The sequence below is a fragment of the Mycobacterium sp. 1245801.1 genome, assembly GCF_001673055.1.
GTDB lineage: Bacteria > Actinomycetota > Actinomycetes > Mycobacteriales > Mycobacteriaceae > Mycobacterium > Mycobacterium europaeum_A.
Window position 1 is genome coordinate 1 of the sequence record NZ_LZKY01000308.1, and the last position, 22,194, is coordinate 22,194.

22 protein-coding genes and 2 pseudogenes are annotated in these 22,194 nt (G+C 69.0%); 17 read left to right on the forward strand and 7 right to left on the reverse strand.

The features are described 5' to 3' along the window. The 4 genes and pseudogenes from A5622_RS19795 to A5622_RS19810 all read left to right on the forward strand — a co-directional run. Positions 1 to 308, forward strand: a pseudogene (locus tag A5622_RS19795) (signal recognition particle-docking protein FtsY); the annotation flags it as partial. A gap of 190 nt (positions 309 to 498) precedes the next feature. Continuing rightward, positions 499 to 1,884, forward strand: coding sequence for an ammonium transporter (locus tag A5622_RS19800; protein ID WP_066870360.1), 1,386 nt, complete (start codon positions 499 to 501; stop codon positions 1,882 to 1,884). Next, positions 1,881 to 2,219, forward strand: a complete 339-nt coding sequence (gene glnB / locus A5622_RS19805) for a nitrogen regulatory protein P-II (protein WP_003878721.1) — start codon at positions 1,881 to 1,883, stop codon at positions 2,217 to 2,219. The genes A5622_RS19800 and glnB overlap by 4 nt, the downstream gene beginning before the upstream one ends. A gap of 45 nt (positions 2,220 to 2,264) precedes the next feature. Continuing rightward, positions 2,265 to 4,751 (forward strand): [protein-PII] uridylyltransferase, encoded by a 2,487-nt coding sequence (locus A5622_RS19810; RefSeq protein ID WP_066880732.1) that lies wholly within the window; start codon positions 2,265 to 2,267, stop codon positions 4,749 to 4,751. A gap of 22 nt (positions 4,752 to 4,773) precedes the next feature. Here the strand turns inward: A5622_RS19810 and A5622_RS19815 are convergent, their stop codons facing one another. From A5622_RS19815 to A5622_RS19830, 4 genes are all read right to left on the reverse strand, one after another. Further along, positions 4,774 to 5,412, reverse strand: a complete 639-nt coding sequence (locus tag A5622_RS19815; protein ID WP_066880752.1) for a cysteine hydrolase family protein — start codon at positions 5,410 to 5,412, stop codon at positions 4,774 to 4,776. 11 nt (positions 5,413 to 5,423) lie between these two features. Beyond that, positions 5,424 to 6,221 carry an AraC family transcriptional regulator gene (locus tag A5622_RS19820; RefSeq protein WP_066880734.1) on the reverse strand — a complete coding sequence of 266 codons (798 nt, stop codon included), beginning with the start codon at positions 6,219 to 6,221 and terminating at the stop codon, positions 5,424 to 5,426. A gap of 32 nt (positions 6,222 to 6,253) precedes the next feature. Next, the gene (locus tag A5622_RS19825; RefSeq protein ID WP_066880736.1) at positions 6,254 to 8,014 is read right to left on the reverse strand and encodes a DEAD/DEAH box helicase; all 1,761 of its coding nucleotides are present in this window, start codon (positions 8,012 to 8,014) and stop codon (positions 6,254 to 6,256) included. A gap of 101 nt (positions 8,015 to 8,115) precedes the next feature. Further along, positions 8,116 to 8,910: an alpha/beta hydrolase gene (locus A5622_RS19830; RefSeq protein ID WP_066880738.1), complete on the reverse strand. Its 795-nt coding sequence runs from the start codon at positions 8,908 to 8,910 to the stop codon at positions 8,116 to 8,118. A 140-nt stretch (positions 8,911 to 9,050) separates the two neighbouring features. Between A5622_RS19830 and ffh the strand changes: the two genes are divergently transcribed. The 4 genes from ffh (at position 9,051) to A5622_RS19850 (ending at position 14,371) form a co-directional block, all read left to right on the forward strand. Further along, positions 9,051 to 10,616 (forward strand): signal recognition particle protein, encoded by a 1,566-nt coding sequence (gene ffh, locus A5622_RS19835; RefSeq protein ID WP_066880740.1) that lies wholly within the window; start codon positions 9,051 to 9,053, stop codon positions 10,614 to 10,616. Between the two features lie 66 nt (positions 10,617 to 10,682). Further along, complete coding sequence (locus tag A5622_RS19840; RefSeq protein WP_156753023.1) at positions 10,683 to 11,759, forward strand: amidohydrolase family protein; 1,077 nt, start codon at positions 10,683 to 10,685, stop codon at positions 11,757 to 11,759. A gap of 163 nt (positions 11,760 to 11,922) precedes the next feature. Then, a complete protein-coding gene (locus A5622_RS19845; RefSeq protein WP_066880743.1) occupies positions 11,923 to 13,767 on the forward strand; it encodes an amidohydrolase family protein in 1,845 nt (614 codons plus the stop codon). 1 nt (position 13,768) lies between these two features. Next, positions 13,769 to 14,371: a TetR/AcrR family transcriptional regulator gene (locus A5622_RS19850; protein WP_066870156.1), complete on the forward strand. Its 603-nt coding sequence runs from the start codon at positions 13,769 to 13,771 to the stop codon at positions 14,369 to 14,371. A 5-nt stretch (positions 14,372 to 14,376) separates the two neighbouring features. Here A5622_RS19850 and A5622_RS19855 read toward each other — a convergent pair whose 3' ends face one another. Continuing rightward, positions 14,377 to 15,270 carry a D-alanyl-D-alanine carboxypeptidase family protein gene (locus A5622_RS19855; protein ID WP_066870159.1) on the reverse strand — a complete coding sequence of 298 codons (894 nt, stop codon included), beginning with the start codon at positions 15,268 to 15,270 and terminating at the stop codon, positions 14,377 to 14,379. 58 nt (positions 15,271 to 15,328) lie between these two features. Here A5622_RS19855 and A5622_RS19860 point away from each other — a divergent pair, with 58 nt between their 5' ends. The 5 genes from A5622_RS19860 (at position 15,329) to trmD (ending at position 18,061) form a co-directional block, all read left to right on the forward strand. Beyond that, on the forward strand, positions 15,329 to 15,760 hold the full coding sequence (locus A5622_RS19860) for a nuclear transport factor 2 family protein (RefSeq protein WP_066870163.1): 432 nt from the start codon (positions 15,329 to 15,331) through the stop codon (positions 15,758 to 15,760). Between the two features lie 205 nt (positions 15,761 to 15,965). After that, positions 15,966 to 16,496 carry a 30S ribosomal protein S16 gene (gene rpsP, locus A5622_RS19865; RefSeq protein ID WP_066880745.1) on the forward strand — a complete coding sequence of 177 codons (531 nt, stop codon included), beginning with the start codon at positions 15,966 to 15,968 and terminating at the stop codon, positions 16,494 to 16,496. An 8-nt stretch (positions 16,497 to 16,504) separates the two neighbouring features. Next, positions 16,505 to 16,747, forward strand: a complete 243-nt coding sequence (locus A5622_RS19870; protein WP_003878715.1) for an RNA-binding protein — start codon at positions 16,505 to 16,507, stop codon at positions 16,745 to 16,747. 24 nt (positions 16,748 to 16,771) lie between these two features. Continuing rightward, positions 16,772 to 17,299 (forward strand): ribosome maturation factor RimM, encoded by a 528-nt coding sequence (gene rimM / locus A5622_RS19875; RefSeq protein WP_066880747.1) that lies wholly within the window; start codon positions 16,772 to 16,774, stop codon positions 17,297 to 17,299. 9 nt (positions 17,300 to 17,308) lie between these two features. Beyond that, positions 17,309 to 18,061: a tRNA (guanosine(37)-N1)-methyltransferase TrmD gene (gene trmD, locus A5622_RS19880; protein ID WP_066870174.1), complete on the forward strand. Its 753-nt coding sequence runs from the start codon at positions 17,309 to 17,311 to the stop codon at positions 18,059 to 18,061. Here trmD and A5622_RS19885 read toward each other — a convergent pair. Continuing rightward, positions 18,058 to 19,047 carry a hypothetical protein gene (locus A5622_RS19885; protein ID WP_066870176.1) on the reverse strand — a complete coding sequence of 330 codons (990 nt, stop codon included), beginning with the start codon at positions 19,045 to 19,047 and terminating at the stop codon, positions 18,058 to 18,060. The two genes, trmD and A5622_RS19885, sit on opposite strands and share 4 nt — an antisense overlap. Before the next feature lie 343 nt (positions 19,048 to 19,390). On the opposite strand from A5622_RS19885, the gene rplS reads away from it, so the two are divergent. From rplS to A5622_RS19905, 4 genes and pseudogenes are all read left to right on the forward strand, one after another. Next, a complete protein-coding gene (gene rplS / locus A5622_RS19890) occupies positions 19,391 to 19,732 on the forward strand; it encodes a 50S ribosomal protein L19 (protein WP_064877853.1) in 342 nt (113 codons plus the stop codon). A 102-nt stretch (positions 19,733 to 19,834) separates the two neighbouring features. Then, positions 19,835 to 20,740: a signal peptidase I gene (gene lepB, locus A5622_RS19895; protein WP_066880749.1), complete on the forward strand. Its 906-nt coding sequence runs from the start codon at positions 19,835 to 19,837 to the stop codon at positions 20,738 to 20,740. A 2-nt stretch (positions 20,741 to 20,742) separates the two neighbouring features. Then, a pseudogene (locus A5622_RS19900) lies at positions 20,743 to 21,550 on the forward strand (ribonuclease HII). Positions 21,551 to 21,554: 4 nt separating this feature from the next. Next, complete coding sequence (locus A5622_RS19905) at positions 21,555 to 21,860, forward strand: DUF2469 domain-containing protein (RefSeq protein ID WP_003875077.1); 306 nt, start codon at positions 21,555 to 21,557, stop codon at positions 21,858 to 21,860. 6 nt (positions 21,861 to 21,866) lie between these two features. Here the strand turns inward: A5622_RS19905 and A5622_RS19910 are convergent. Beyond that, a partial coding sequence (locus A5622_RS19910; RefSeq protein ID WP_156753021.1) for an ANTAR domain-containing protein occupies positions 21,867 to 22,194 on the reverse strand: 328 nt, incomplete at its 5' end.

Genomic DNA, 22,194 nt, shown 5'->3' on the forward strand with positions numbered 1-22,194 from the left:
TCGGACTGATGGACGAGCTCGACAAAGTTAAGCGGGTCGTAACACGGCGGGCCGCGGTCGACGAGGTGTTGCTGGTGCTCGACGCCACCATCGGGCAGAACGGACTGGCCCAGGCGCGGGTGTTCGCCGAGGTGGTCGAGATCACCGGCGCCGTGCTGACCAAGCTGGACGGAACGGCCAAGGGGGGCATCGTCTTTCGGGTTCAGCAGGAACTCGGCGTGCCGGTGAAACTGGTCGGGCTGGGGGAGGGTCCCGACGATCTGGCGCCGTTCGAACCGGCGGCTTTCGTCGACGCGCTGCTCGGCTGAAACCCCTTACACGGCGAGCGGGACGTTAATCCCACCGAAACACTGCCGCACCATCGCCGAAACAACGATTGCGCAATCTTCTGGTCAGGTCATCAGACGTGTGTCTGGCGGCCAATCGTGGGCCGACCGGAGGAGATTGCGAGTGACATACCCGATACTGGGCCAGCCCAATACCGGCGATACCGCCTGGATGTTGGCCAGTTCCGCGCTGGTGCTGTTGATGACGCCGGGTCTGGCGTTCTTCTACGGCGGTATGGTGCGCGCCCGAAGCGTGCTGAACATGCTCATGATGAGCATCAGCGCGATGGGCGTGGTCACCGTGCTGTGGGTGCTCTACGGCTATTCGATCGCGTTCGGCGATGACGCCGGCGGCGTCGTAGGCAAGCCGACCTCGTTCTGGGGCCTCAAGGGCCTCATCGGTGTCAACGCGGTGGCCGCCGATCCGAGCAAAGGTGTTGCGGCCACTGACATTCCGCTGGCGGGCACCCTACCCGCCACGGTGTTCGTGGCCTTCCAGCTGATGTTCGCGATCATCACCGTCGCCCTGATCTCCGGCGCTGTGTCCGACCGGCTGAAGTTCGGCGCCTGGCTGGTGTTCGCCGGTCTGTGGGCGACGTTCGTCTACTTCCCGGTCGCCCATTGGGTTTTCGCGTTCGACGGCTTCGCCTCCGAGAAGGGTGGCTGGATCGCCAACAAGCTGCACGCGATCGACTTCGCCGGCGGGACGGCGGTCCACATCAATTCCGGTGTGGCGGGCCTGATGCTGGCGATCGTGCTGGGCAAGCGCCGCGGTTGGCCCACCACGCTGTTCCGGCCGCACAACCTGCCGTTCGTGATGCTCGGCGCCGGGTTGCTGTGGTTCGGGTGGTACGGGTTCAACGCCGGATCGGCCACCACTTCCAACGGTGTCGCCGGGTCGACCTTCATGACGACGACGGTCGCGACGGCCACCGCGATGCTGGGCTGGATGCTCACCGAACGCATCCGCGACGGCAAGGCTACGACGCTGGGCGCGGCGTCGGGCATCGTCGCGGGCCTGGTCGCCATCACGCCGTCCTGCTCGTCGGTCAACGTGCTGGGCGCCCTGGTGGTCGGCCTGGTCGCCGGCGTGCTGTGCGCGCTGGCCGTCGGCCTGAAATTCAAGCTCGGCTTCGACGACTCGCTCGACGTGGTCGGGGTGCATCTGATCGGCGGTCTCGCCGGCACGCTGCTGGTGGGGCTGCTCGCCGCACCGGAGTCCCCGGCCATCAACGGCGTCACCGGCGTATCCAAGGGATTGTTCTACGGCGGCGGCTGGGCTCAGCTCGAGCGGCAAGCAGTCGGCGCGTTCAGTGTTCTCATCTACTCTGGGGTGGTTACGCTGATCCTGGCGTTGATCCTGAAGTACACCATCGGGCTTCGTCTCAACCCAGAGGCGGAAGCCACGGGCATCGACGAGGCCGAGCACGCCGAGAGTGGTTACGATTTCGCCGTGGCTACCGGTTCGGTTCTGCCGCCCCGGGTCGCTGTGGCGGATACCCGCAACGGCCTGGAGGAGGAGCGAGTGAGCGACAAAGTGGAGGCAGAGCAGTCATGAAGCTGATCACCGCGATCGTAAAGCCGTTCACGCTCGATGACGTGAAGACCAGCCTGGAGGACGCGGGTGTCCTGGGCATGACGGTCAGCGAAATCCAGGGCTACGGACGGCAGAAGGGTCACACCGAGGTCTACCGGGGCGCCGAATACTCGGTCGACTTCGTGCCCAAGGTGCGCATCGAGGTCGTCGTCGACGACTCCATCGTCGACAAGGTCGTGGACAGCATCGTCCGGGCCGCGCGCACCGGCAAGATCGGTGACGGCAAAGTGTGGGTGAGCCCCGTGGAAACGATTGTGCGGGTGCGTACCGGCGAGCGCGGAACCGATGCGCTATGACGTCCGCTGTCACTTGCTGATTCGACCCGGGCGGGCCGGGAGGGCATGACCCCGAACGACCCCGACTCGTCCGGGCACCCAGCCGGGACAGAAAGCGCCTGCGCGGCAGTCGATCTGGCTGCCGCGCGGCGCCAACTGTTGTCTGAGGGCAGCAAGCTGCACGCCGCCGAGCTGCGGCACGCCTGGCTGGATCTGCACGAATCGTGGTTGATGGCCAAGGCGACCGAGATCGGGATCGGCGACGACAGCGGCTTCGCGATCGTCGGGATCGGCGGATTGGGCCGCCACGAGTTGTTGCCGTATTCCGATCTCGACCTGATGCTGTTGCACGACAACTTCTCCGACGACGTGCTGGGCAAGGTCGCCGACAAGTTGTGGTATCCGCTGTGGGACGCCAACGTTCGGCTCGACCACAGTGTGCGGACCGTCTCCGGTGCCCTCGGCGTCGCCAACGCCGACATGATCGCCGCGCTAGGCATGCTCGACGCCCGCCACATCGCCGGTGACGCGCGACTGTCCGACGAACTGATCGCCGGGGCACGCCGGCAGTGGCGCAGCGCAATTCGCTCCCGGATGAACGAGCTCGTCGAGATGACGCAGGCCCGCTGGGAACGGTGTGGCCGCATCGCTCAGCGGGCCGAGCCGGACCTGAAATCGGGCCGCGGCGGGCTTCGCGACGTGCAATTGCTCGACGCGCTGGGCGTGGCGCAACTGATCGACCGCCACGGCATGGCCCGTCCGGAGTCGCCCGGGGGCTCACTCGACGACGCCCACCTGACGCTGCTCGACGTGCGCACCGAGTTGCACCGGGTCTCGGGACGCGGACGCGATCAGCTGCAGGCTCAATACGCCGACGAGATCAGCGCCGCCCTGCACATCGGTGATCGATTCGACTTGGCGCGCAAGCTATCCGACGCCGGGCGCACCATCGCCTACCACGCTGAGACGGGCATCCGGACCGCGGAGAACGCGCTGCCGCGCCGCGGGGTGACGGCCCTGGTGCGGCGGCCCAAGCGCCGCCCGCTGGACGAGGGCGTCGTCGAATACGCCGGGGAGATCGTGCTGGCCCGCGACGCACGCCCGGATACCGACGTGGGTCTGGTGTTGCGGGTGGCGGCGGCCTCGGCCGACACCGGGCTGCCGATCGGCGCCGCCACGCTGAGCCGCCTGGCCGCCAGCGCGCCCGAGATGCCGGTGCCCTGGCCGCGAGAGGCGTTGGACGACTTGCTGGTTGTGCTGTCCGCCGGGCCGACCACGGTGGCGACGATCGAGGCCCTGGACCGCACCGGGCTGTGGGGGCGGCTGCTGCCGGAATGGGACGCCATCCGCGACCTGCCGCCCCGCGACGTCGCGCACAAATGGACGGTGGACCGCCACGTCATCGAGACGGCCGTCAACGCCGCACCGCTGTCCACCCGGGTGGCGCGACCCGACCTGCTCGCGCTCGGCGCGCTGCTGCACGACATCGGCAAGGGCCGCGGCGTCGACCACAGCGTGCTCGGGGCGGGCCTGGCGCTCGAGATCGGACCGAGGCTGGGCATGGCACCGGTCGAGGTCGATCTGCTCGCCCAGCTGGTGCGCCACCACCTGCTGTTGCCGGTGGTGGCCACCCGCAGCGACCTCAACGACCCCAAAACCATTGAGCGCGTGGTGAAAGCGCTCAGCGGTGACGCGCTGTTGCTCGAGGTCCTACACGCGCTGACCGAGGCGGACTCGAAGGCCACCGGTCCGGGGGTGTGGAGCGACTGGAAGGCGTCGCTGATCGAGGACCTGGTGCGGCGCTGCCGACTGGTGATGGCCGGCGAGCCGCTTCCGAAGGTCGAACCCGCTGCGCCCCAATACCTTTCGCTCGCCGCCGATCGCGGCGTCCACGTGGAGATCAAGCCCAGCGGCGGTGAACGCCTGGACGTGGTGATGGCCGCGTCGGATCAGCGGGGGCTGGTGTCGAAAGCCGCCGCCGTGCTGGCGCTGAACTCGCTGCGCATCCACTCGGCCTCGGCCAGCACCCACGAGGGCTTCGCCATCGTCGAATTCGTGGTGTCGCCGCTGTTCGGTTCGCCGCCGGAAGCGGGCCTGCTGCGCCAGCAGTTCAGCGGCGCGCTCGCGGGCGACGTCGACGTGCTGGGGAGTTTGGAAAAGCGTGACAGCGACGCCGTCAGCGCGGCGACCAGCCGGGCCGGCGAGGTCCAGGTCGGGGTGCCCGTCACGCGGTCGAGCGCCCCGCCGCGCATCCTGTGGATCGACTCGGGCTCACCCGATCAGCTGATCGTCGAAGTCCGCGCGATGGACCGCCTCGGGCTGCTCGCGCTGCTGACCCGCGCGCTGGAGCGGGCGGGCACCGACATCGTGTGGGCGAAGGTCAACACCTTCGGGTCGACGGCGGCCGACGTCTTCTGTGTGACGGTGTCGGAGCAGGCGGCCGCGGCGGCCGGCGACGCCGAGCACGGCGCGCGCGACGCGGTCGAGCAGGGTCTGCTGGCGGTGTTGGGCGGCCCCGCCGTCGAGGTGCTCGAAGAGCCCGTCGGCGACTAGCCGGGTGAGGCCATGAGGCCCGTCAATCGGCGATCGGCGACTCGGACGTGCGCGTGCACGCAAGCGCGGCGATCACCGAGTCGGTGGTGCGGCAGACGATACCCATGCCCGGCATCTCCCGGTCCGCGTCGGTGGTCCAGCCCGAGATCGCGTCGTACACCGCGACGGTACGAAGGTCTCGTTCGGTGGCGTCGACGAGTGTGGAGCGTGGGCAGTTCGGATAGTTGCAACCGGCGACGACCACCGTGGTCACGCCCCGTTCGCAGAGGTGCTCAAGCAGTCGGGTCCCGAAAAAGGCGCTCCAGCGCGGCTTGTAAAGGATGTGCTCGTCGGGCCCGACCTGCTGCGTGGCCCCGGCAAGCAAGATGTCTGGATCCAATTTCCGGACGGGCCCGAGGCCGTCGGCGAGTTGCGAACCAGGCGAGCCCGCAACGGCCTTGTCTCGCAGGGTTCGTCGACACAGATCGGCGTTGCTGCCGTCCGGTAGGTACAAGCGCACGACGTGCACGATCGGGCGCCCGCTGTCGCGGAAGGCAGCGGTCAGCCGCCGCACCGCGGGTAGTACCTCGGCGGTGCCGGCGATGTCGGTGACCCAGTCGCGCTGTAGGTCGATGGTGAGCAGGGCGCTGCGGGAGAACTCCGGGCTGAGGTAATCGTCCACGCCCGAGAACACTAGGTAGACCGTCGTCGCGGGTCTTGTACGTCGTTGCGCGCGAACCTGCCCGGTGTGGCCGCGAAGGTATGGCGGAAATGGCGATGAAGATGCGCCTGGTCGTAAAAGCCGCTCTGCGCGGCGGCATAAGCCACGGCGTGCCCTGCGGTGAGTAACTGTTGGGCGCATCGCAGCCGCAGTTGCAGCAGGTACCGGTGCGGGGTCACGCCCGTTTCGCGGCGAAAGGCGCGCAGCAATTGGAACCGGGGCAGGCCCGCGACGGTGGCGAGCTCGTCGAGGGTGGGTGTGCGCTGCAGGTCAGCAGCCAAGTGGCGCAGCACTTTTCCGACAGCAAGCGGCGGTTGTCTGGGGATCGTGCACCGCGCGTAGCGGGTGAGGATCTCGGTGCACACTGCTTCGAATTCTTCTCGAGCCGCCAGTGTCTGCTGGTTCGGACGACGGTGCAGCCGGACCAATCGATCAGCCAGCCGTGGGTCGTGCGGTGTCGAAACCGGGAAGGTCGGACGGTGCCCGGCGAGTTCTTCCAGCAACGCCGGAGGGAGGTAGAAGACCCGGTAATCCCAGCCGTCGGCCGCCGCGGGACGTCCGGCGTGGATGGTGTCGGCATCCAGCAGCAGCAGGCTTCCCGCCGGCGCGTGTTCGGTGCCGCCGCGGTAGCGGACGGCCTCCACCCCACGCTCGATCGCGGCGACAGCGTACTCGCTGTGCGAGTGGGGGACGAAGTGGTGCGTGCGAAAGGACGCCGTCACCAACCGCATGTCATCGGGGCCATAGCGGTGCTCGACGACGTCCTGCATAGCTCAGTGTTACCCGACCGCCGTGTCGACGGTTACGAGTGCTCGGCGTTGAGCCGGCGCACGGCGTCGATGCGCGCCCGCAGCTGTTCGCGGCTCGCCGCCGCGATCGGGGGACCCCCGCAGCGGCGCCGCAGTTCGTTGTGAATCCAGCCGTGCGGCTTGCCCGTCCGGTGGTGGGCGATCGAGACGAGGGTGTTGAGCTCGCGGCGCAGCTCGCGAAGCTGGCCGTGCACCGTGGCCGGGGCTTCGACGGCCGCCGGCGATCCGGCCTCCTTCTGCAGGCAGGCCCGCTTCTGCAGCTGTTCGTCCTGACGCTGGTGCAGCAGCGCCCGCATCTGCTCGGCGTCGAGCAGCCCGGGGATGCCGAGGTAGTCGGCCTCCTCGTCGCTGCCGGCCGGCGCCGCGGTGCCGAACGATGATCCGTCGAAGATCAGCTGATCGAGCTCCGCGTCGGCGCCCAGCGAGGTGAACCCCTTGTCCAGGTCGGTCTTCTCGTCCTGCGTCTTGGTGGCGGGGTCGCCGTCGAGCGGGTCGCCCTCGGACGGGCGGTGCGGCTCGCCGAGCACGTGATTGCGCTGGGCCTCCAGCTCGCTGGCCAGCTGCAGCAGGTTGGGCACCGACGGCACAAAGATGCTGGCGATTTCGCCCGGGCGGCGCGACCGGACGAACCGGCCGATGGCCTGGGCGAAGAACAGCGGCGTCGAGGCGCTGGTGGCGTAGATCCCGACCGACAGCCGCGGCACGTCGACGCCCTCGGAGACCATGCGCACCGCGACCAGCCAGCGGCTGGTGCTCGCGGCGAATTCGCTGATCCGCGCCGACGAGCCCGGGTCGTCGGAGAGCACCAGCGTCGGCGCCTCGCCGGTCAGCTTGGTCAGTAGGGCGGCGTACGCGCGCGCGGCGGTCTGATCCGAGGCGATGATCATGCCGCCGGCGTCGGGCACGTGCGTGCGCAGCTGGCGCAACCGCAGATCCGCGGCGGTGATCACCGCGGGCATCCATTCGCCGGCGGGGTCCAGCGCCGTGCGCCAGGCGCGCGCGGTCTGCTCGGCGGACAGCGGCTCACCCAGCCGGGCCGCGTGCTCCTCGCCGGCGCTGTCGCGCCACCGCGCCTCCCCGGAGTAGGCGAGGAACACCACCGGCCGGACCACGCCGTCGGCCAGGGCGTCGGTGTAGCCGTAGGTGTGATCGGCCTGCGACCGCCGTATCCCGTCGGGCCCGGCCTCGTAGGTGACGAACGGGATGGGGCTGTCGTCGCTACGAAACGGCGTCCCCGTCAGGGCGAGCCGGCGGGTGGCGTCGCCGAAGGCCTCGCGGATGGCGTCGCCCCACGTCTTGGCGTCGCCGCCGTGGTGGATCTCGTCGAAGATGACCAGGGTCCTGCGCTGCTCGGTGCGCACCCGGTGCAGCGTCGGGTGCGCGGCGACCTGGGCGTAGGTGACCATCACGCCGTGAAACTCCGGCGCGATCCGCGGGTTGCTGTTGGAGAACTTCGGATCCAGGGCGATGCCGTAGCGCTGCGCGGCCTGGGCCCACTGAATCTTCAGATGCTCGGTGGGCACCACCACGGTGACGTGCTCGACGGCGCGCTGGCCCAGCAGTTCGGCCGCCACCCGCAGGGCGAACGTCGTCTTGCCCGAGCCCGGGGTGGCCACCGCCAGGAAGTCGCGCGGCTGGGCGGCGAGGTACTTGACCAGCGCCCTGCGCTGCCAGCCACGCAGCACGCGGGTGCCGCTGGTGTCGCTGGGATCGTCGTCGGCCCGCGCCTGGATGCTGCTGAGCGGCACCGACACAGGCCCCCCGTTCGTTGCTCGTCGATGTGGCCAACTCGATTGAGTCGCGGCTGTGAAATCTAGCACGCCAACGCTTTTCGGCGCAGTAACGACTCGACTGGCTATCGTGTCCGGCTCAACGTTTCGCGGGTCTGCAGCCACTCGTGGATGCGTGCGGCAACGTCGGCCCAGCCCGGTTCGAGCATCATGTTGTGGCCCATCGAAAAGAATTCCGGCTCGGTCCCATAGGCGCGCGCAGTGTTGCGCACCTCGCGGACGCTGACGAAGCCGTCGTACTCGGCGCCCAGGACCAGAATCGGCGTTCTCACCCGCTTGGTTCTGACGCGGCGGACGATCGGGTCGGTCATGGCGGCGCGGACGCTCTCGGCGCCGGCGCGTTGCCGGCAGGCTTCGACGACGTCCTCGGGTGTGTCGGGACAGAACAGGTACTCGCGGGCCAGCGCCGGGGTGGCGAGGAATTTCAGCAGCGTGGGATCGCTCCACGATTCCATCGTCATTGACGGCCGGCGGCGCCACACCCGCAACGCCAGCGTCAGCACGCCCTGCGGCGGCACCGAACCCACCAGCACCGCGGCCGGGGCGTCTCGGTCTTCGAGGGAGCGCTGGACCACGAACCCGCCGAGCGAATGGCCGATCAGGATCGGCGCGCCGCCCAGGTCGTCGGCCACCGAACGGACGTCGTCGATGTAGTCGGCCATGGACACCTTCGGCAGCGGCTTGGGGCTGGGGCTGGCGCCGTGCCCACGCAGGCTCATGGCGACCGCGCGGTAGCCGGCGTCGGCGAAGTAGTCCAGGAAGTGTTCCCAGCACCAGGCGCCATGCCAGCCGCCGTGCACGAAGAGCAGCGGCACCGGATGCGCTTCGCTGCAGGACCCTTTGCCGATCACCTCGAGCACTCGACCATTCAAACCCGCTCGCCGTCCCCGCGAGACTGAAACCACGAACATCATTCCCGGCGTGTCGTGTGCACAGTTTCAGTGTCGCGGTCGGCGGGCGGCGACGAATCCGCCGCACCGGGCTCCACTAGGCTGGCGGGGTGTTTGAATCGCTGTCCGACCGATTGACCGGTGCCCTCGCGGGGCTGCGCGGCAAGGGTCGATTGACCGACGCCGATATCGAGGCGACCACCCGCGAGATTCGGCTGGCGCTGCTGGAAGCCGACGTGTCGCTGCCCGTGGTGCGCGCGTTCGTCACCCGGATCAAGGATCGCGCCAAGGGCGCGGAGGTCTCCGGTGCGCTCAACCCGGCGCAGCAGGTCGTCAAGATCGTCAACGAAGAACTCATCGGCATCCTGGGCGGACAGACCCGGCAGCTGGCGTTCGCCAAGACCCCGCCGACCGTGGTGATGCTCGCCGGTCTGCAGGGTTCCGGTAAGACGTCGCTGGCCGGCAAGCTGGCCGCCTGGCTGCGCGGGCAGGGGCATACCCCGCTGCTGGTCGCGTGCGACCTGCAGCGCCCGGCCGCCGTCAACCAGCTGCAGGTCGTCGGTGAGCGGGCCGGGGTGCCGGTGTTCGCGCCGCATCCCGGCGAGTCGCCCGGATCCGGGCCCGGCGACCCGGTCGCGGTCGCGGCCGCGGGGCTCGCCGAGGCGCGGGCCAAGCACCACGACGTCGTCATCGTCGACACCGCCGGCCGGCTGGGTATCGACGACGAGCTGATGGCGCAGGCCGCGGCCATCCGCGACGCCATCAATCCCGACGAAGTGCTGTTCGTCCTCGACGCGATGATCGGTCAGGACGCCGTCACCACCGCCGAGGCGTTCCGCGAGGGCGTCGGCTTCACCGGGGTGGTGCTGACCAAGCTCGACGGTGACGCCCGCGGTGGTGCCGCGCTCTCAGTGCGTGAGGTGACCGGCGTCCCAATCCTTTTCGCCTCCACCGGCGAGAAGCTGGAGGACTTCGACGTCTTCCACCCCGACCGGATGTCGAGCCGCATCCTGGGCATGGGCGACGTGCTGAGCCTGATCGAGCAGGCCGAGCAGGTCTTCGATGCCGAACAGGCCGAGGCCGCCGCCGTCAAGATCGGCAGCGGCGAGCTCACGCTCGAGGACTTCCTGGAACAGATGCTGGCCATCCGCAAGATGGGCCCGATCGGCAACCTGCTGGGCATGCTGCCCGGCGCCGGGCAGATGAAGGACGCGCTGGCCCAGGTCGACGACCGCCAGCTGGACCGCCTGCAGGCCATCATCCGCGGCATGACTCCGGCCGAGCGCGCCGATCCGAAGATCATCAACGCGTCGCGGCGGCTGCGCATCGCCAACGGGTCGGGCGTCACGGTGTCCGAGGTCAACCAGCTGGTGGATCGCTTCTTCGAGGCCCGCAAGATGATGTCGTCCATGCTCGGCGGCATGGGCATCCCCGGTATCGGCCGCAAGTCGGCGACGCGAAAGTCCAAGGGGGCCAAGGGCAAGGCGGGCAAGAAGGGCAAGAAGGGCGGACGCGGTCCGACGCCGCCGAAGGCGCGCAACCCGCTGGCCGCCGGGATGCCGGGCATGCCGGCCGGATTCCCCGATCTGTCGCAGATGCCCGAGGGCCTCAACGAGCTGCCGCCCGGTCTGGCCGACTTCGATCTGTCCAAGCTGAAGTTCCCGGGCAAGTCGTGACGATCGCGAGCGCGGCCGCGCCGCGCGAAGCGGGTCGTCACGGTCGGAAGTAGCCGCCCGGTGCGCATGCACGTGCGGGGCGTGGGGCTGCCCGACGAGACCGCGATCGACCTGTGGATCGTCGACGGCCACATCAGCGCCGAACCGGTCGCCGGCGCCGACACCGTCTTCGACGGCGGCTGGATCGTGCCCGGACTGGTCGACGCCCACTGCCACGTCGGCCTCGGGGACCACGGCGAGATCCCGCTGGACGACGCGATCGCCCAGGCCGAGATCGAACGCGATGTCGGCGCGCTGCTGCTGCGGGACTGCGGTTCGCCCACCGACACCCGCAGCCTCGACGACCGCGACGATCTGCCCCGCATCATCCGCGCCGGGAAGCATCTGGCCAGGCCGAAGCGGTACGCGGCGGGCTTCTCGCGCGAGCTGGAAGACGAATGGCAACTGCCCGCGGTGGTGGCGCAGGAGGCCCAGCGCGGCGACGGGTGGATCAAGCTGGTCGGCGACTGGATCGACCGCAGCGTCGGCGACCTGGCCCCGCTGTGGTCCGACGACGTGCTCAAGGCCGCCATCGACACCGCGCACGCCAATGGCGCCCGCGTCACCGCGCACGTCTTCAGTGAGGACGCGCTGCCCGGGCTGATCAACGCCGGCATCGACTGCATCGAGCACGGCACCGGCCTGACCGACGAGACGATCGAGCTGATGGTCTGCCGCGGCACCGTGCTGGTCCCTACGCTGGTCAACATCGTGGAGAACTTCCCCGGGATCGCCGCGGCCGCCGCGAAGTATCCGGCGTATGCCGCGCACATGCGCGACCTGCACGCCCGCGGCCTGTCCCGGATCGCCGCGGCCCGCGAGGCGGGCGTACCGATCTACGCCGGCAGCGACGCGGGCACCATGGTGGCGCCCGGGCGGATCGCCGACGAGGTCGAGGCGCTCAAGAGCATCGGGATGAGCCCGACCGAGGCGCTGGGCGCCGCGTGCTGGGACGCGCGTCGCTGGCTCGGCCGGCCCGGCCTCGACCACGGCGCCTCGGCCGACCTGCTGTGTTACGCGCAAGACCCGCGGTCGGGCCCCGCCGTGCTGAAGAGTCCCGATCTGATCATGTTGCGCGGCAAGGTCTTTCGCTCACCCGCCTAGCCGCGCGCCGCGCGGGCTTTCCCATGATGGCCGCGCACCCGGGCCGCCGCGCCGAGCGCACCGCGGTTGCGCCCGCGGCGCCGCGCGGTGACGCACACTGAGCCAATAGCTCCGGTCGATTCCTTCAGTTTCGCTGAGAAAAGATTGCGAGTGCTTGCTATCTATGTTAGCGTTCCGACCATCGACGACGGAGGAACCGATGGCCTACGACGTGATCATTCGCGATGGATTGTGGTTCGACGGCACCGGCAGCGCGCCGCTGACCCGCACGCTCGGCATCCGCGACGGCGTGGTGGCCACGGTCGGCACCGAGCGGCTGGATGAGACCGGCTGCCCCGAGGTGATCGACGCGGCCGGCAAATGGGTGGTGCCCGGCTTCCTCGACGTGCACACCCATTACGACGCCGAGGTACTGCTGGATCCCGGACTGCGCGAGTCGGTGCGCCACGGCGTCACCACCGTGCTGCTGGGCAACTGCTCGTTGTCGACGGTCTACGCCGATTCCCAGGACGCCGCCGACCTGTTCAGCAGGGTGGAGGCGGTGCCGCGCGAATACGTCTTCGGCGCACTGGATTCCCACCGCACCTGGTCGACGGCCGCGGAGTACATCAAGGCGATCGACGCCCTGCCACTGGGGCCCAATATCGGTTCGCTGCTTGGACATTCGGACCTGCGGACGGCGGTGCTCGGGCTGGATCGGGCCACCGACGACGCCGTGCGGCCCACCGAGGCCGAGCTGGAGAAGATGGCCGACCTGCTGGGCGAGGCGCTCGACGCCGGTGTGCTCGGCATGTCCGGGATGGACGCGCCCATCGACAAACTCGACGGTGAACGCTTCCGCTCGCGTGCCCTGCCGTCCACCTTCGCGACGTGGCGGGAGCGGCGCAGGCTGATCAAGGTGCTGCGCAAGCGCGGCCGAATCCTGCAGAGCGCCCCGAACGTGGCGAAGCCGTCAACCGGAATGCTCTTCTTTCTGGCCAGCAGCCGGATATTGAACTGGGGCAAGGGTGTTCGGATGAGCATGCTGGTGTCCGCCGACGCCAAGTCGATGCCGCTGTCGGTCTACGTCTTCGGCCCCGGGACTCGTCTGCTGAACAAGCTGCTGGGCGCCAGCGTGAAATTCCAGCACCTGCCGGTGCCGTTCGAGTTGTACTCCGACGGCATCGACCTGCCGGTCTTCGAGGAGTTCGGCGCCGGAACGGCCGCGCTGCACCTGCGGGACCAGTTGGAGCGCAACGAGTTACTGGCGGACAAGGAATACCGCCGCAAATTCCGCCGCGAGTTCGACCGCATCAAGCTCGGACCGTCGCTGTGGCACCGCGACTTCCATGACGCCGTCATCGTCGAATGTCCGGATGAGTCGTTGATCGGCAGGAGCTTTGGCGAGATCGCCGACGAGCGCAAGCTGCACCCGCTCGACGCCTTTTTGGACGTGCTTGTCGAAAACGGAGAACGCAACGTCCGCTGGACCACCGTCGTGGCCAACCATCGGCCCAAGCTGCTGGACGCGCTGGCCACCGAAGGCAGTGTGCACATGGGCTTTTCGGACGCCGGGGCGCACCTGCGCAACATGGCCTTCTACAACTTCGGGCTGCGAATGCTCAAGCGCACCCGGGACGCCTACCGGGCCGGCGCGCCCTTCATGTCGATCGAGCACGCGGTGCACCGGCTCACCGGTGAACTGGGCGAGTGGTTCGGCATCGACGCCGGCACGCTGCGCCAGGGCGACCGCGCGGACTTCGTGGTGATCGACCCGGCCGGGCTCGACGAGTCCGTCGACGGCTACCACGAGGAGGCGGTGCCGTTCTACGGCGGCCTGCGGCGCATGGTCAACCGCAACGACGACGCCGTAATCGCCACCGGGGTCGGCGGCGTGGTGGTCTACGGCGGCAGCCACTCCAAGGGCGAATTCCGGGACGGCTACGGCAAATCCGTGCGGTCGGGCCGCTACCTGCGGGCGGGGGAGCGCGCGCGTCGGGAACGCGGCGCGCTGAGCGTCACCGCCTGACATGGCCAGGACCCAGCAGCAGCGCCGCGAGGAAACCGTCGGGCGGCTCATCGACGCGTGCATCGCCACCATCATCGAGGTCGGCTACGCGCGGGCATCCGCCGCGGTGATCACCAAGCGGGCCGGGGTGTCGGTGGGCGCGCTGTTCCGGCACTTCGACACCATGGGCGATTTCATGGCCGCGACCGCGTCCGAGGTGTTGCGCCGCCAGCTGGAGTCGTTCACCAAGGGGGTCGCCGAGATACCCGCCGACCGGCCGGCGCTGGAGGCGGCGCTGGGGATCTTGCGCGACATCACCAGCGGCCCGGCCAACGCCGTCATCTACGAGCTGCTGGTGGCCGCCCGCACCGACGAAAAGCTCAGGGAGACTTTGCAACACGAGCTGGGGCAGTACGCCGCGAAGATCCACGACGCCGCACGCGCGCTGCCGGGCGCCGACCGCTTTCCCGAGGACACCTTCCCGGTGTTCGTGGCGTTGATGACCAACGTGTTCGACGGGGCCGCGGTGGTGGAAGGCGTTCTGCCGCAACCAGAAATCGCGGCACACCGCATTCCCGTCCTGATGGCGCTGCTCACCGCGGCGCTACCCGACGCCGACTCCTGAATGACTTACAGCGAGCCGATGCTCGACTGCGGGCTTTGCGCGAATCCCCAGTCGAACAACGTCGCCGCCTGATCCCAGTACGTCGGTCCGCCCTCTTTGATCAGCCCGTACATCATCGCGATCACCAGCCGGCGGCCCCCGCGGGCGGCGGCCCCGACGAAGGTCTTGCGCGCGGCGTTGGTGAAGCCGGTCTTGCCGCCGATCGCGCCGGGATAGCGCTGCAACAGCTCGTCCTGGTTGGTGATCGGGTGATCGCCGTTGTCGCCGGGGAACATCGCCGACGGCTCGGCGGTGATCTGCGCGAACACGGGGTTGGCCATCGCGGCGCGGAAGATGACCGCCAGGTCGTGCGCCGTCGACGCGCCCGAACCCGCGGGCCCGTCCAGCCCGGACGGTGTCGCCGCGTGCGTGTTGGTGGCGCCCAGGGAAGCCGCCTTGGCGTTCATCTTGGCGACCGTGGCGTCCGGGCCGCCCAGCATGTGCGCCAGCGTGTTGGCGGCGTCGTTGCCCGAGACCAGCAGCAGGCCGTCCAGGAGTTGGCGCGCGGTGTAGGTGCGCCCCGGCTTGATGCCGACGCAGTTGCACTCCACCTGGGTGTCGGCGACGTCGGCGACGACGGTCGAGTCCAGGCTCACCGAGTCCAGGACCACCTGGGCCAACAGCGTCTTGATGGTGCTCGCCGGCGGGTGGGCCACGTTCTGGTCACGGCCGGCCAGCACCTGCCCGCTGTCCAGGTCGGCCACGATCCAGGTCTGCGCCGGACCGTCGGGAATGGGCATCGAGCCGACCGGCTGCATGCTGTCCGCCCACGCGGTGGACATGGCGACGGTGGCGGTGCAGGTACCGACTGCGACGACGGTAGCGGCCACCCTGAGCCCCAGGGCCGTGAGCTTGCGCATGGCCGCAAAGTCTAACTTCCGCCCCTGCCCGGGGCGGATCTTCAGTACTGTCCGATGCATGTTGAGCCTGGAAGAGATCTCGGATCGGCTCGAGATCCAGCAGCTGCTGGTGGATTACTCCACCGCCATCGACAACCGGCGATTCGACGATCTGGACAACGTGTTCACGCCCGATGCCTACATCGACTACACGGCGCTCGGCGGCATCGAGGGTCGGTACCCGGAGGTGAAGAAGTGGCTGGCCGAGGTGCTGCCCAACTTCCCGGTGTATGCGCACATGCTCGGCAACTTCTCGGTCCGGATCGAGGGGAACACGGCCTCGTCGCGGGTGATCTGCTTCAACCCCATGGTGCTTGGTGGCACCAAGGACGGCGAAGAGGAAAGAGCGCTGTTCTGCGGGCTCTGGTACGACGACGAGTTCGTGCGCACGCCCGACGGCTGGCGCATGACCCGGCGGGCGGAGACGAAGGTCTTCCAGAAGGTGATGTGAGTCGGCAACATGAGCCCCGCCTGTCACCGCGTGCGCGATTTCTGATCACCGCCCCTGGTCTGGCACAATGGGCGGCTGTCCGCCGAGCGATCACCGTTTCTTTTCGGGGCCCGGCCGGTCACTACACGCGAGGCAAAACCGGATCCGGGCATCGGGCCCCGATCGCCGAATTGCAGCGTGACACACACAGGAGAATCGCTTAACCATGGCTGTGAAGATCAAGCTCACCCGGCTTGGCAAGATCCGCAATCCCCAGTACCGCATCGCCGTCGCCGACGCCCGCACCCGGCGCGACGGCCGCTCCATCGAGGTCATCGGCCGCTACCACCCCAAGGAAGACCCGAGCCTCATCGAGATCAACTCCGAGCGCGCCCAGTACTGGCTGTCCGTGGGCGCCCAGCCCACCGAGCCCGTGCTCAAGCTGCTGAAGATCACCGGCGACTGGCAGAAGTTCAAGGGCCTGCCCGGCGCCGAGGGCCGCCTGAAGGTCGCCCCGGCCAAGCCCAGCAAGCTCGAACTGTTCAACGCCGCCCTGGCCGAGGCCGATGGCGGCCCGACCACCGAGGCCGCGAAGCCGAAGAAGAAGTCCCCCGCCAAGAAGGCGGCGAAGGGCACAGAGGAGTCTGCCGACGCCGCCGAGCCGCAGGCCGCGGCCGAGGCCCCGGCGGAGACCGCCGCGCAGGCCGAGGCGCCCGCCGAGGGCGGCGAGCAGGCCGAGTCGACCACCGAAAGCTGATCGGGGCGATGAGTACGGTTGTCGTTGACGCTGTTGAGCACCTGGTTCGCGGGATTGTCGACAACCCCGACGACGTCCGGGTGGACATGGTGACCAGCCGCCGGGGACGGACGGTCGAGGTGCACGTCCATCCCGACGATCTGGGCAAGGTGATCGGTCGCGGGGGTCGCACCGCGACCGCATTGCGCACGCTGGTCGCCGGGATCGGCGGTCGCGGCATCCGCGTCGACGTGGTGGACACCGACCAGTAGCGGGGCGCGGCTCATGGAACTCCCTTGGAGTTGACTGTCGGGCGCGTGGTGAAAGCCCACGGCATCAGCGGCGAGCTGGTGGTGGAAATCCGCACCGACGATCCCGCCGCCCGGTTCTCGCCGGGTAACACGTTGCGCGCCAAGCCCTCTCGCGGGGGTACGGAGCGCAGCTGTGTCATCGAGAGTGCGCGCGAGCACGGCGGGCGGCTGCTGGTGCGGCTGGCCGGGGTTGCCGACCGCGACGCCGCCGACGCGCTGCGCGGCACCCTGTTCGTGGTCGACTCCGAGGACCTGCCCGACATCGACGAGGCGGACACCTACTACGACCATCAGCTCGAAGGCCTGCGCGTGCATACCACCGCCGGCGAGCAGGTGGGCGTCGTCGCCGAGGTGTTGCACACCGCGGCCGGTGAACTGCTCGCGGTGCGGCGCGAGTCCGGCGACCAGGAGCGGGAAGTGTTGGTGCCGTTCGTGTCCGCGATCGTCACCGCGGTGTCCCTCGACGACGGCACCGTCGAGATCGATCCGCCCGAAGGCCTGCTGGACCTGTAGGCCCTCGATATGAGAATCGACGTCGTCACGATCTTTCCGGCCTATCTGGATCCGCTGCGGCAATCGTTGCCGGGCAAGGCGATCCGGTCCGGCCTGGTCGATCTGCGGGTTCATGACCTGCGGCGCTGGACGTATGACGTGCACCGCTCGGTCGACGACGCGCCCTACGGCGGCGGCCCGGGCATGGTGATGAAGGCGCCGGTGTGGGGCGAGGCGCTCGACGAAATCGCCTCGGAGGAAACACTTTTGGTTGTTCCCACCCCGGCCGGCCGCCTGTTTACGCAGGCGACGGCCGCGCGCTTCAGCGCCGAGACCCACCTGGTGTTCGCCTGCGGACGCTACGAGGGCATCGACCAGCGGGTCATCGACGACGCCGCGCGGCGCATGCGGGTCGAAGAGGTCTCGATCGGCGACTACGTGCTGCCCGGCGGCGAGTCGGCGGCCGTGGTGATGATCGAGGCCGTGCTGCGCCTGCTCGACGGGGTCCTTGGCAATCCCGCGTCGCACCGCGAGGATTCGCACTCGCCGGCACTGGACCGGCGTCTGGAGGGACCCAGCTACACGCGGCCACCGAGCTGGCGCGGGCTGGACGTCCCCGAGGTGCTGCTGTCGGGTGACCACGCGCGGGTCGCCGCCTGGCGCCGCGAGATCTCGCTGCAACGCACCCGCGAACGCCGGCCGGAACTGCTAGAGCCCGAATTGTCAGCGCCCGAATTGTCGGAGCCCGAATTGTCAGAGCCCGACGGCGACTCGGCTCGTTAAAGCCCGTGCCGGGGCGCCTCGATGCGACCCTCGGGAAATATCGTCTTGACCGCCCGGGTGATGGTGTCGCGGGCGGTGGCGTCGTCGGCGGGCTGCAGGGACTGGACCACCATGATGTAGCGGCGGTCGGCCCCGATCACGCCGGTCGACAAATGCATCCAGTCGCTGCCGATGCAGCACATCCAGCCCTGCTTGACCGCGACCGGCTCGGCGTACAGGCCGTCCGGGATGCCGAATCGCTGCGGGTAGCCGTCCAGCCCGGTGGGGGTGGACTGGGCCAGGTCGTTGACGATGATTTTGGCGTCGTCGGCCGGCAGCCCGCCCGAGCCGTCCAGCAGCATCTCGTAGTAGCGGATCAGATCCGTCACCGAGCTCATGGTGTTCCACCAGCGCCCGTCGCTGGGCGGGGTGGTGGAGGCCAGGCCGTAGCGGGCGGCCACCTCGGTGATGATGGCGGCCCCGCCACCCTGACCCCAGAACCTCTCGGCCGCGCCGTCGTCGGAGGACTGCAGCATGATGTCGAGCGCCTGGCGGTCGTCGGCGCTCAGCGGCGTCTTGCCCTCGGATTCGTGCAGCAGCAGATCGTCGGCGATGAACAGCTTCGCCACCGACGCGGTGCCGATGATCTGGCTGTTGCCGTTGGCGATCAGCTGGTGGGTGGTGCGGTCGAGGATGGCCACCGACAGGGCGGCGCCGCTGCCGGCGGCCTCGTCGGCGGCCTGCTGGATGCGGGCCTGCAGCTGGGAGAATCCGGGGTTCGCCAGCGCCTGCGGCGGCTGGGACGGGGCGGCCGCCTCCAGCCGCACGGTGGCGGACTGCGGGGGACCCGATGGGGGAGCTGAGGTGGGGGGCGCGGAGATGACCCGAACGGGCGCGGTGACCGGCAGGGTGTACACCTTCGCCTGGACGAGCGCCTCGGAGCCGGCGGCAACCACCAACGTCACCGCCGCGGTGGCGGTGACCAGCGTCAGCGGACGTACCCGCATTCGTCTCCTCCGGCGTGACTGCGACACAGTGCAAGGGCGGGACCCGTCGCGCCACCTGCACCGGCCATCACGCTTGCGTGCGGGTAGCGCGTTCTGACCCCAGTCATATGTACCATTTACCAGCGCGTTTGGCGCGTCACGAACCGCCGACTTGCTGTGATTTTCGCGGCACGCGCCCCGTCTGGCACAATTGACCAGTTGTCTCCAGCGGTTGCAGGCCGGTTGAGCCGTTTCCCGCCTGCTGCGAGATACGCCAGAAAGCCCGAAACCATCGGCTTGGCGACCGCCCCACACCTGCGTGTGGGTAGCTGCCGCCGGCCGCGACCGCAAGGAAGTGTCTCGCATGAACCGGCTGGACTTCGTCGATCAGGCGTCGCTGCGCGACGATATCCCGGTTTTCGGCCCGGGCGACACCATCAACGTGCACGTGAAGGTCATCGAGGGCGCCAAGGAGCGCATCCAGGTGTTCAAGGGCGTGGTGATCCGCCGCCAGGGCGGTGGCATCCGTGAGACCTTCACCGTCCGCAAGGAGAGCTATGGCGTCGGCGTCGAGCGCACCTTCCCGGTGCACTCGCCCAACATCGACCACATCCAGGTGGTGACCCGCGGTGACGTCCGCCGCGCGAAGCTGTACTACCTGCGTGAACTGCGCGGCAAGAAGGCCAAGATCAAGGAGAAGCGCTGAGCCGGGACGCCTTGGCGGCGCTGATGATTCGTCCTTCGGCCCTCCGGTGCGGATCGCTTGCCGGTTTACCGGGCCACAACGTGGGCTGGCTACGCTGATCTCGTGACCGATACCGCGGATTCATCGAAGCCCGAGCCCCACGCCGGCGAGTCAGATCCGAAGGTCTCCACCCGCAACCTTCAGATGCGGCCCGACGACGCCGCGACGACCGCCGAGTCGATCCCCGAACCGGCGCCGGTGACGGAAACACCCGAGGCGGCCGATCCGGCGGACCCCAAGCGTTCGACGTTGCGCGAATTCGCGATCCTGGCGGTGATCGCCGTCGTCCTCTACTACGTCATGTTGACCTTCGTGGCGCGGCCCTACCTGATCCCGTCGGAATCCATGGAGCCCACGCTGCACGGGTGCACGGGCTGCGTCGGCGACCGGATCATGGTCGACAAGGTCAGCTACCGCTTCACCGCGCCGCGCCCCGGCGACGTCATCGTCTTCAAGGGCCCGCCGCCGTGGAACCTCGGCTACAAGTCGATCCGGTCCAACAACACCGTGCTGCGCTGGGTGCAGAACGCCCTATCCTTCGTCGGTTTCGTGCCGCCGGACGAAAACGACCTGGTCAAGCGCGTCATCGCGGTCGGCGGGCAGACGGTGCAATGCCGGGCCGACACCGGGCTGACGGTCGACGGCAAGCCGCTCAAGGAGCCGTACCTGGACCGCAACACCATGGCGGCCGACCCGTCGGTCTACCCGTGCCTGGGCAGCGAGTTCGGGCCGGTCGCCGTCCCGGCGGGACGGCTGTGGGTGATGGGCGACAACCGGACGCACTCGGCGGACTCGCGCGCCCACTGCACCAGCGTGCCGGCCGAAGCCCTCAAGGGGGTGTTGTGCACCGGCGACCCCACCTCGGGAACCGTGCCGGTGTCCAACGTGATCGGGAAAGCCAGGTTCATCGTGTGGCCGCCGTCCCGGTGGGGTGGCGTGGGATCGGTGAACCCGCAGCAGAGTAAGTAACCATGGCCACGACGTGGCCGCCGCGGACGGTGATCCGTAAGTCGTCGGGGTTACGCACCCTGGAATCGGCGCTGTACCGCAGCGGGTTGGGCCCGGTGGCCGGCGTCGACGAGGTCGGTCGCGGCGCCTGCGCCGGACCGCTGGTGGTGGCGGCCTGCGTGCTCGGGCCGGGGCGAATGGAAAGCCTTGCCGCCCTTGATGATTCGAAGAAGCTCACCGAGGCCGCCCGGGAAAAGCTGTTCCCGTTGATTCGCCGCTATGCGCTGGCCTACCACGTGGTGTTCATCCCGCCCGCGGAGGTGGACCGGCGCGGCGTGCACGTCGCCAACATCGAGGGGATGCGCCGTGCCGTCGCCGGGCTGTCCGTGCGGCCCGGCTACGTGCTGAGCGACGGCTTCCGGGTGCCCGGCCTGGCCGTGCCGTCGCTGCCGGTCATCGGCGGCGACGCCGTCGCGGCGTGTATCGCGGCGGCCAGCGTGCTGGCGAAGGTCAGCCGGGACCGGTTGATGGTGGCCATGGAGGCCGACCATCCCGGTTATGGCTTCGCCCTGCACAAGGGCTACAGCACGCCGGCGCACAGCACGGCGCTGGCGCGGCTGGGCCCGTGCCCCGAGCATCGTTATTCGTTCATCAACGTGCGGCGCGTGGCCAACGGCGCGGGCGGTCGGGTGGTGGCCGAGTGCAAACCGGACCCACCGCTGCAGCGCGAAGGATCTCGGTGAGGAAAGATGGGAACAGGATTCCCACCCCGGCGATCGGCGGCTAGCGCCGGGAGGTCCGGGAAAACTGTCTTCGGAGAAGGACGTCTGAGCAGATGAGTGCAGAAGATCTCGAAAAGTATGAAACCGAGATGGAGCTCTCGCTGTACCGCGAATACAAGGACATTGTCGGCCAGTTCAGCTACGTCGTGGAGACCGAACGGCGCTTCTACCTGGCCAACAGCGTGGAGATGACGCCGCGCAACGCCGACGGCGAGGTCTACTTCGAGCTGCGCCTGTCCGACGCCTGGGTGTGGGACATGTACCGGCCGGCGCGGTTCGTCAAGCAGGTTCGGGTGGTCACCTTCAAAGACGTCAACATCGAAGAGGTCGAAAAACCCGAGTTGCGGCTTCCCGAATAGCCGCCGTCAGATATTGGTCGGAAGCTCGCCGGGCGTGGGCAGCTGGCCCCGCTGCTCGATGACCTCACGCGCGACGTCGGCCAGCTTGATGTTGAGCGCCTGGGAGTGGCGCCGCAGCAGATCGAACGCCTCGTCCTCGTTCATGTTGTGCAGCATCATCAACATGCCGACGGCCTTGCCGATCTCGCGGTTGCTGAGCAGCCCGCGGCGCAGGCTGGCGGCGTCCTCGCCCTTGGCTACCGCGTTAATGGCGACACTGGCGAACGCGGCCAGCACCGCGGCCCGCCCGGCGGACTCGGAGTCGAACATGTTCGGGGTGTCGCTGAACCTGTTC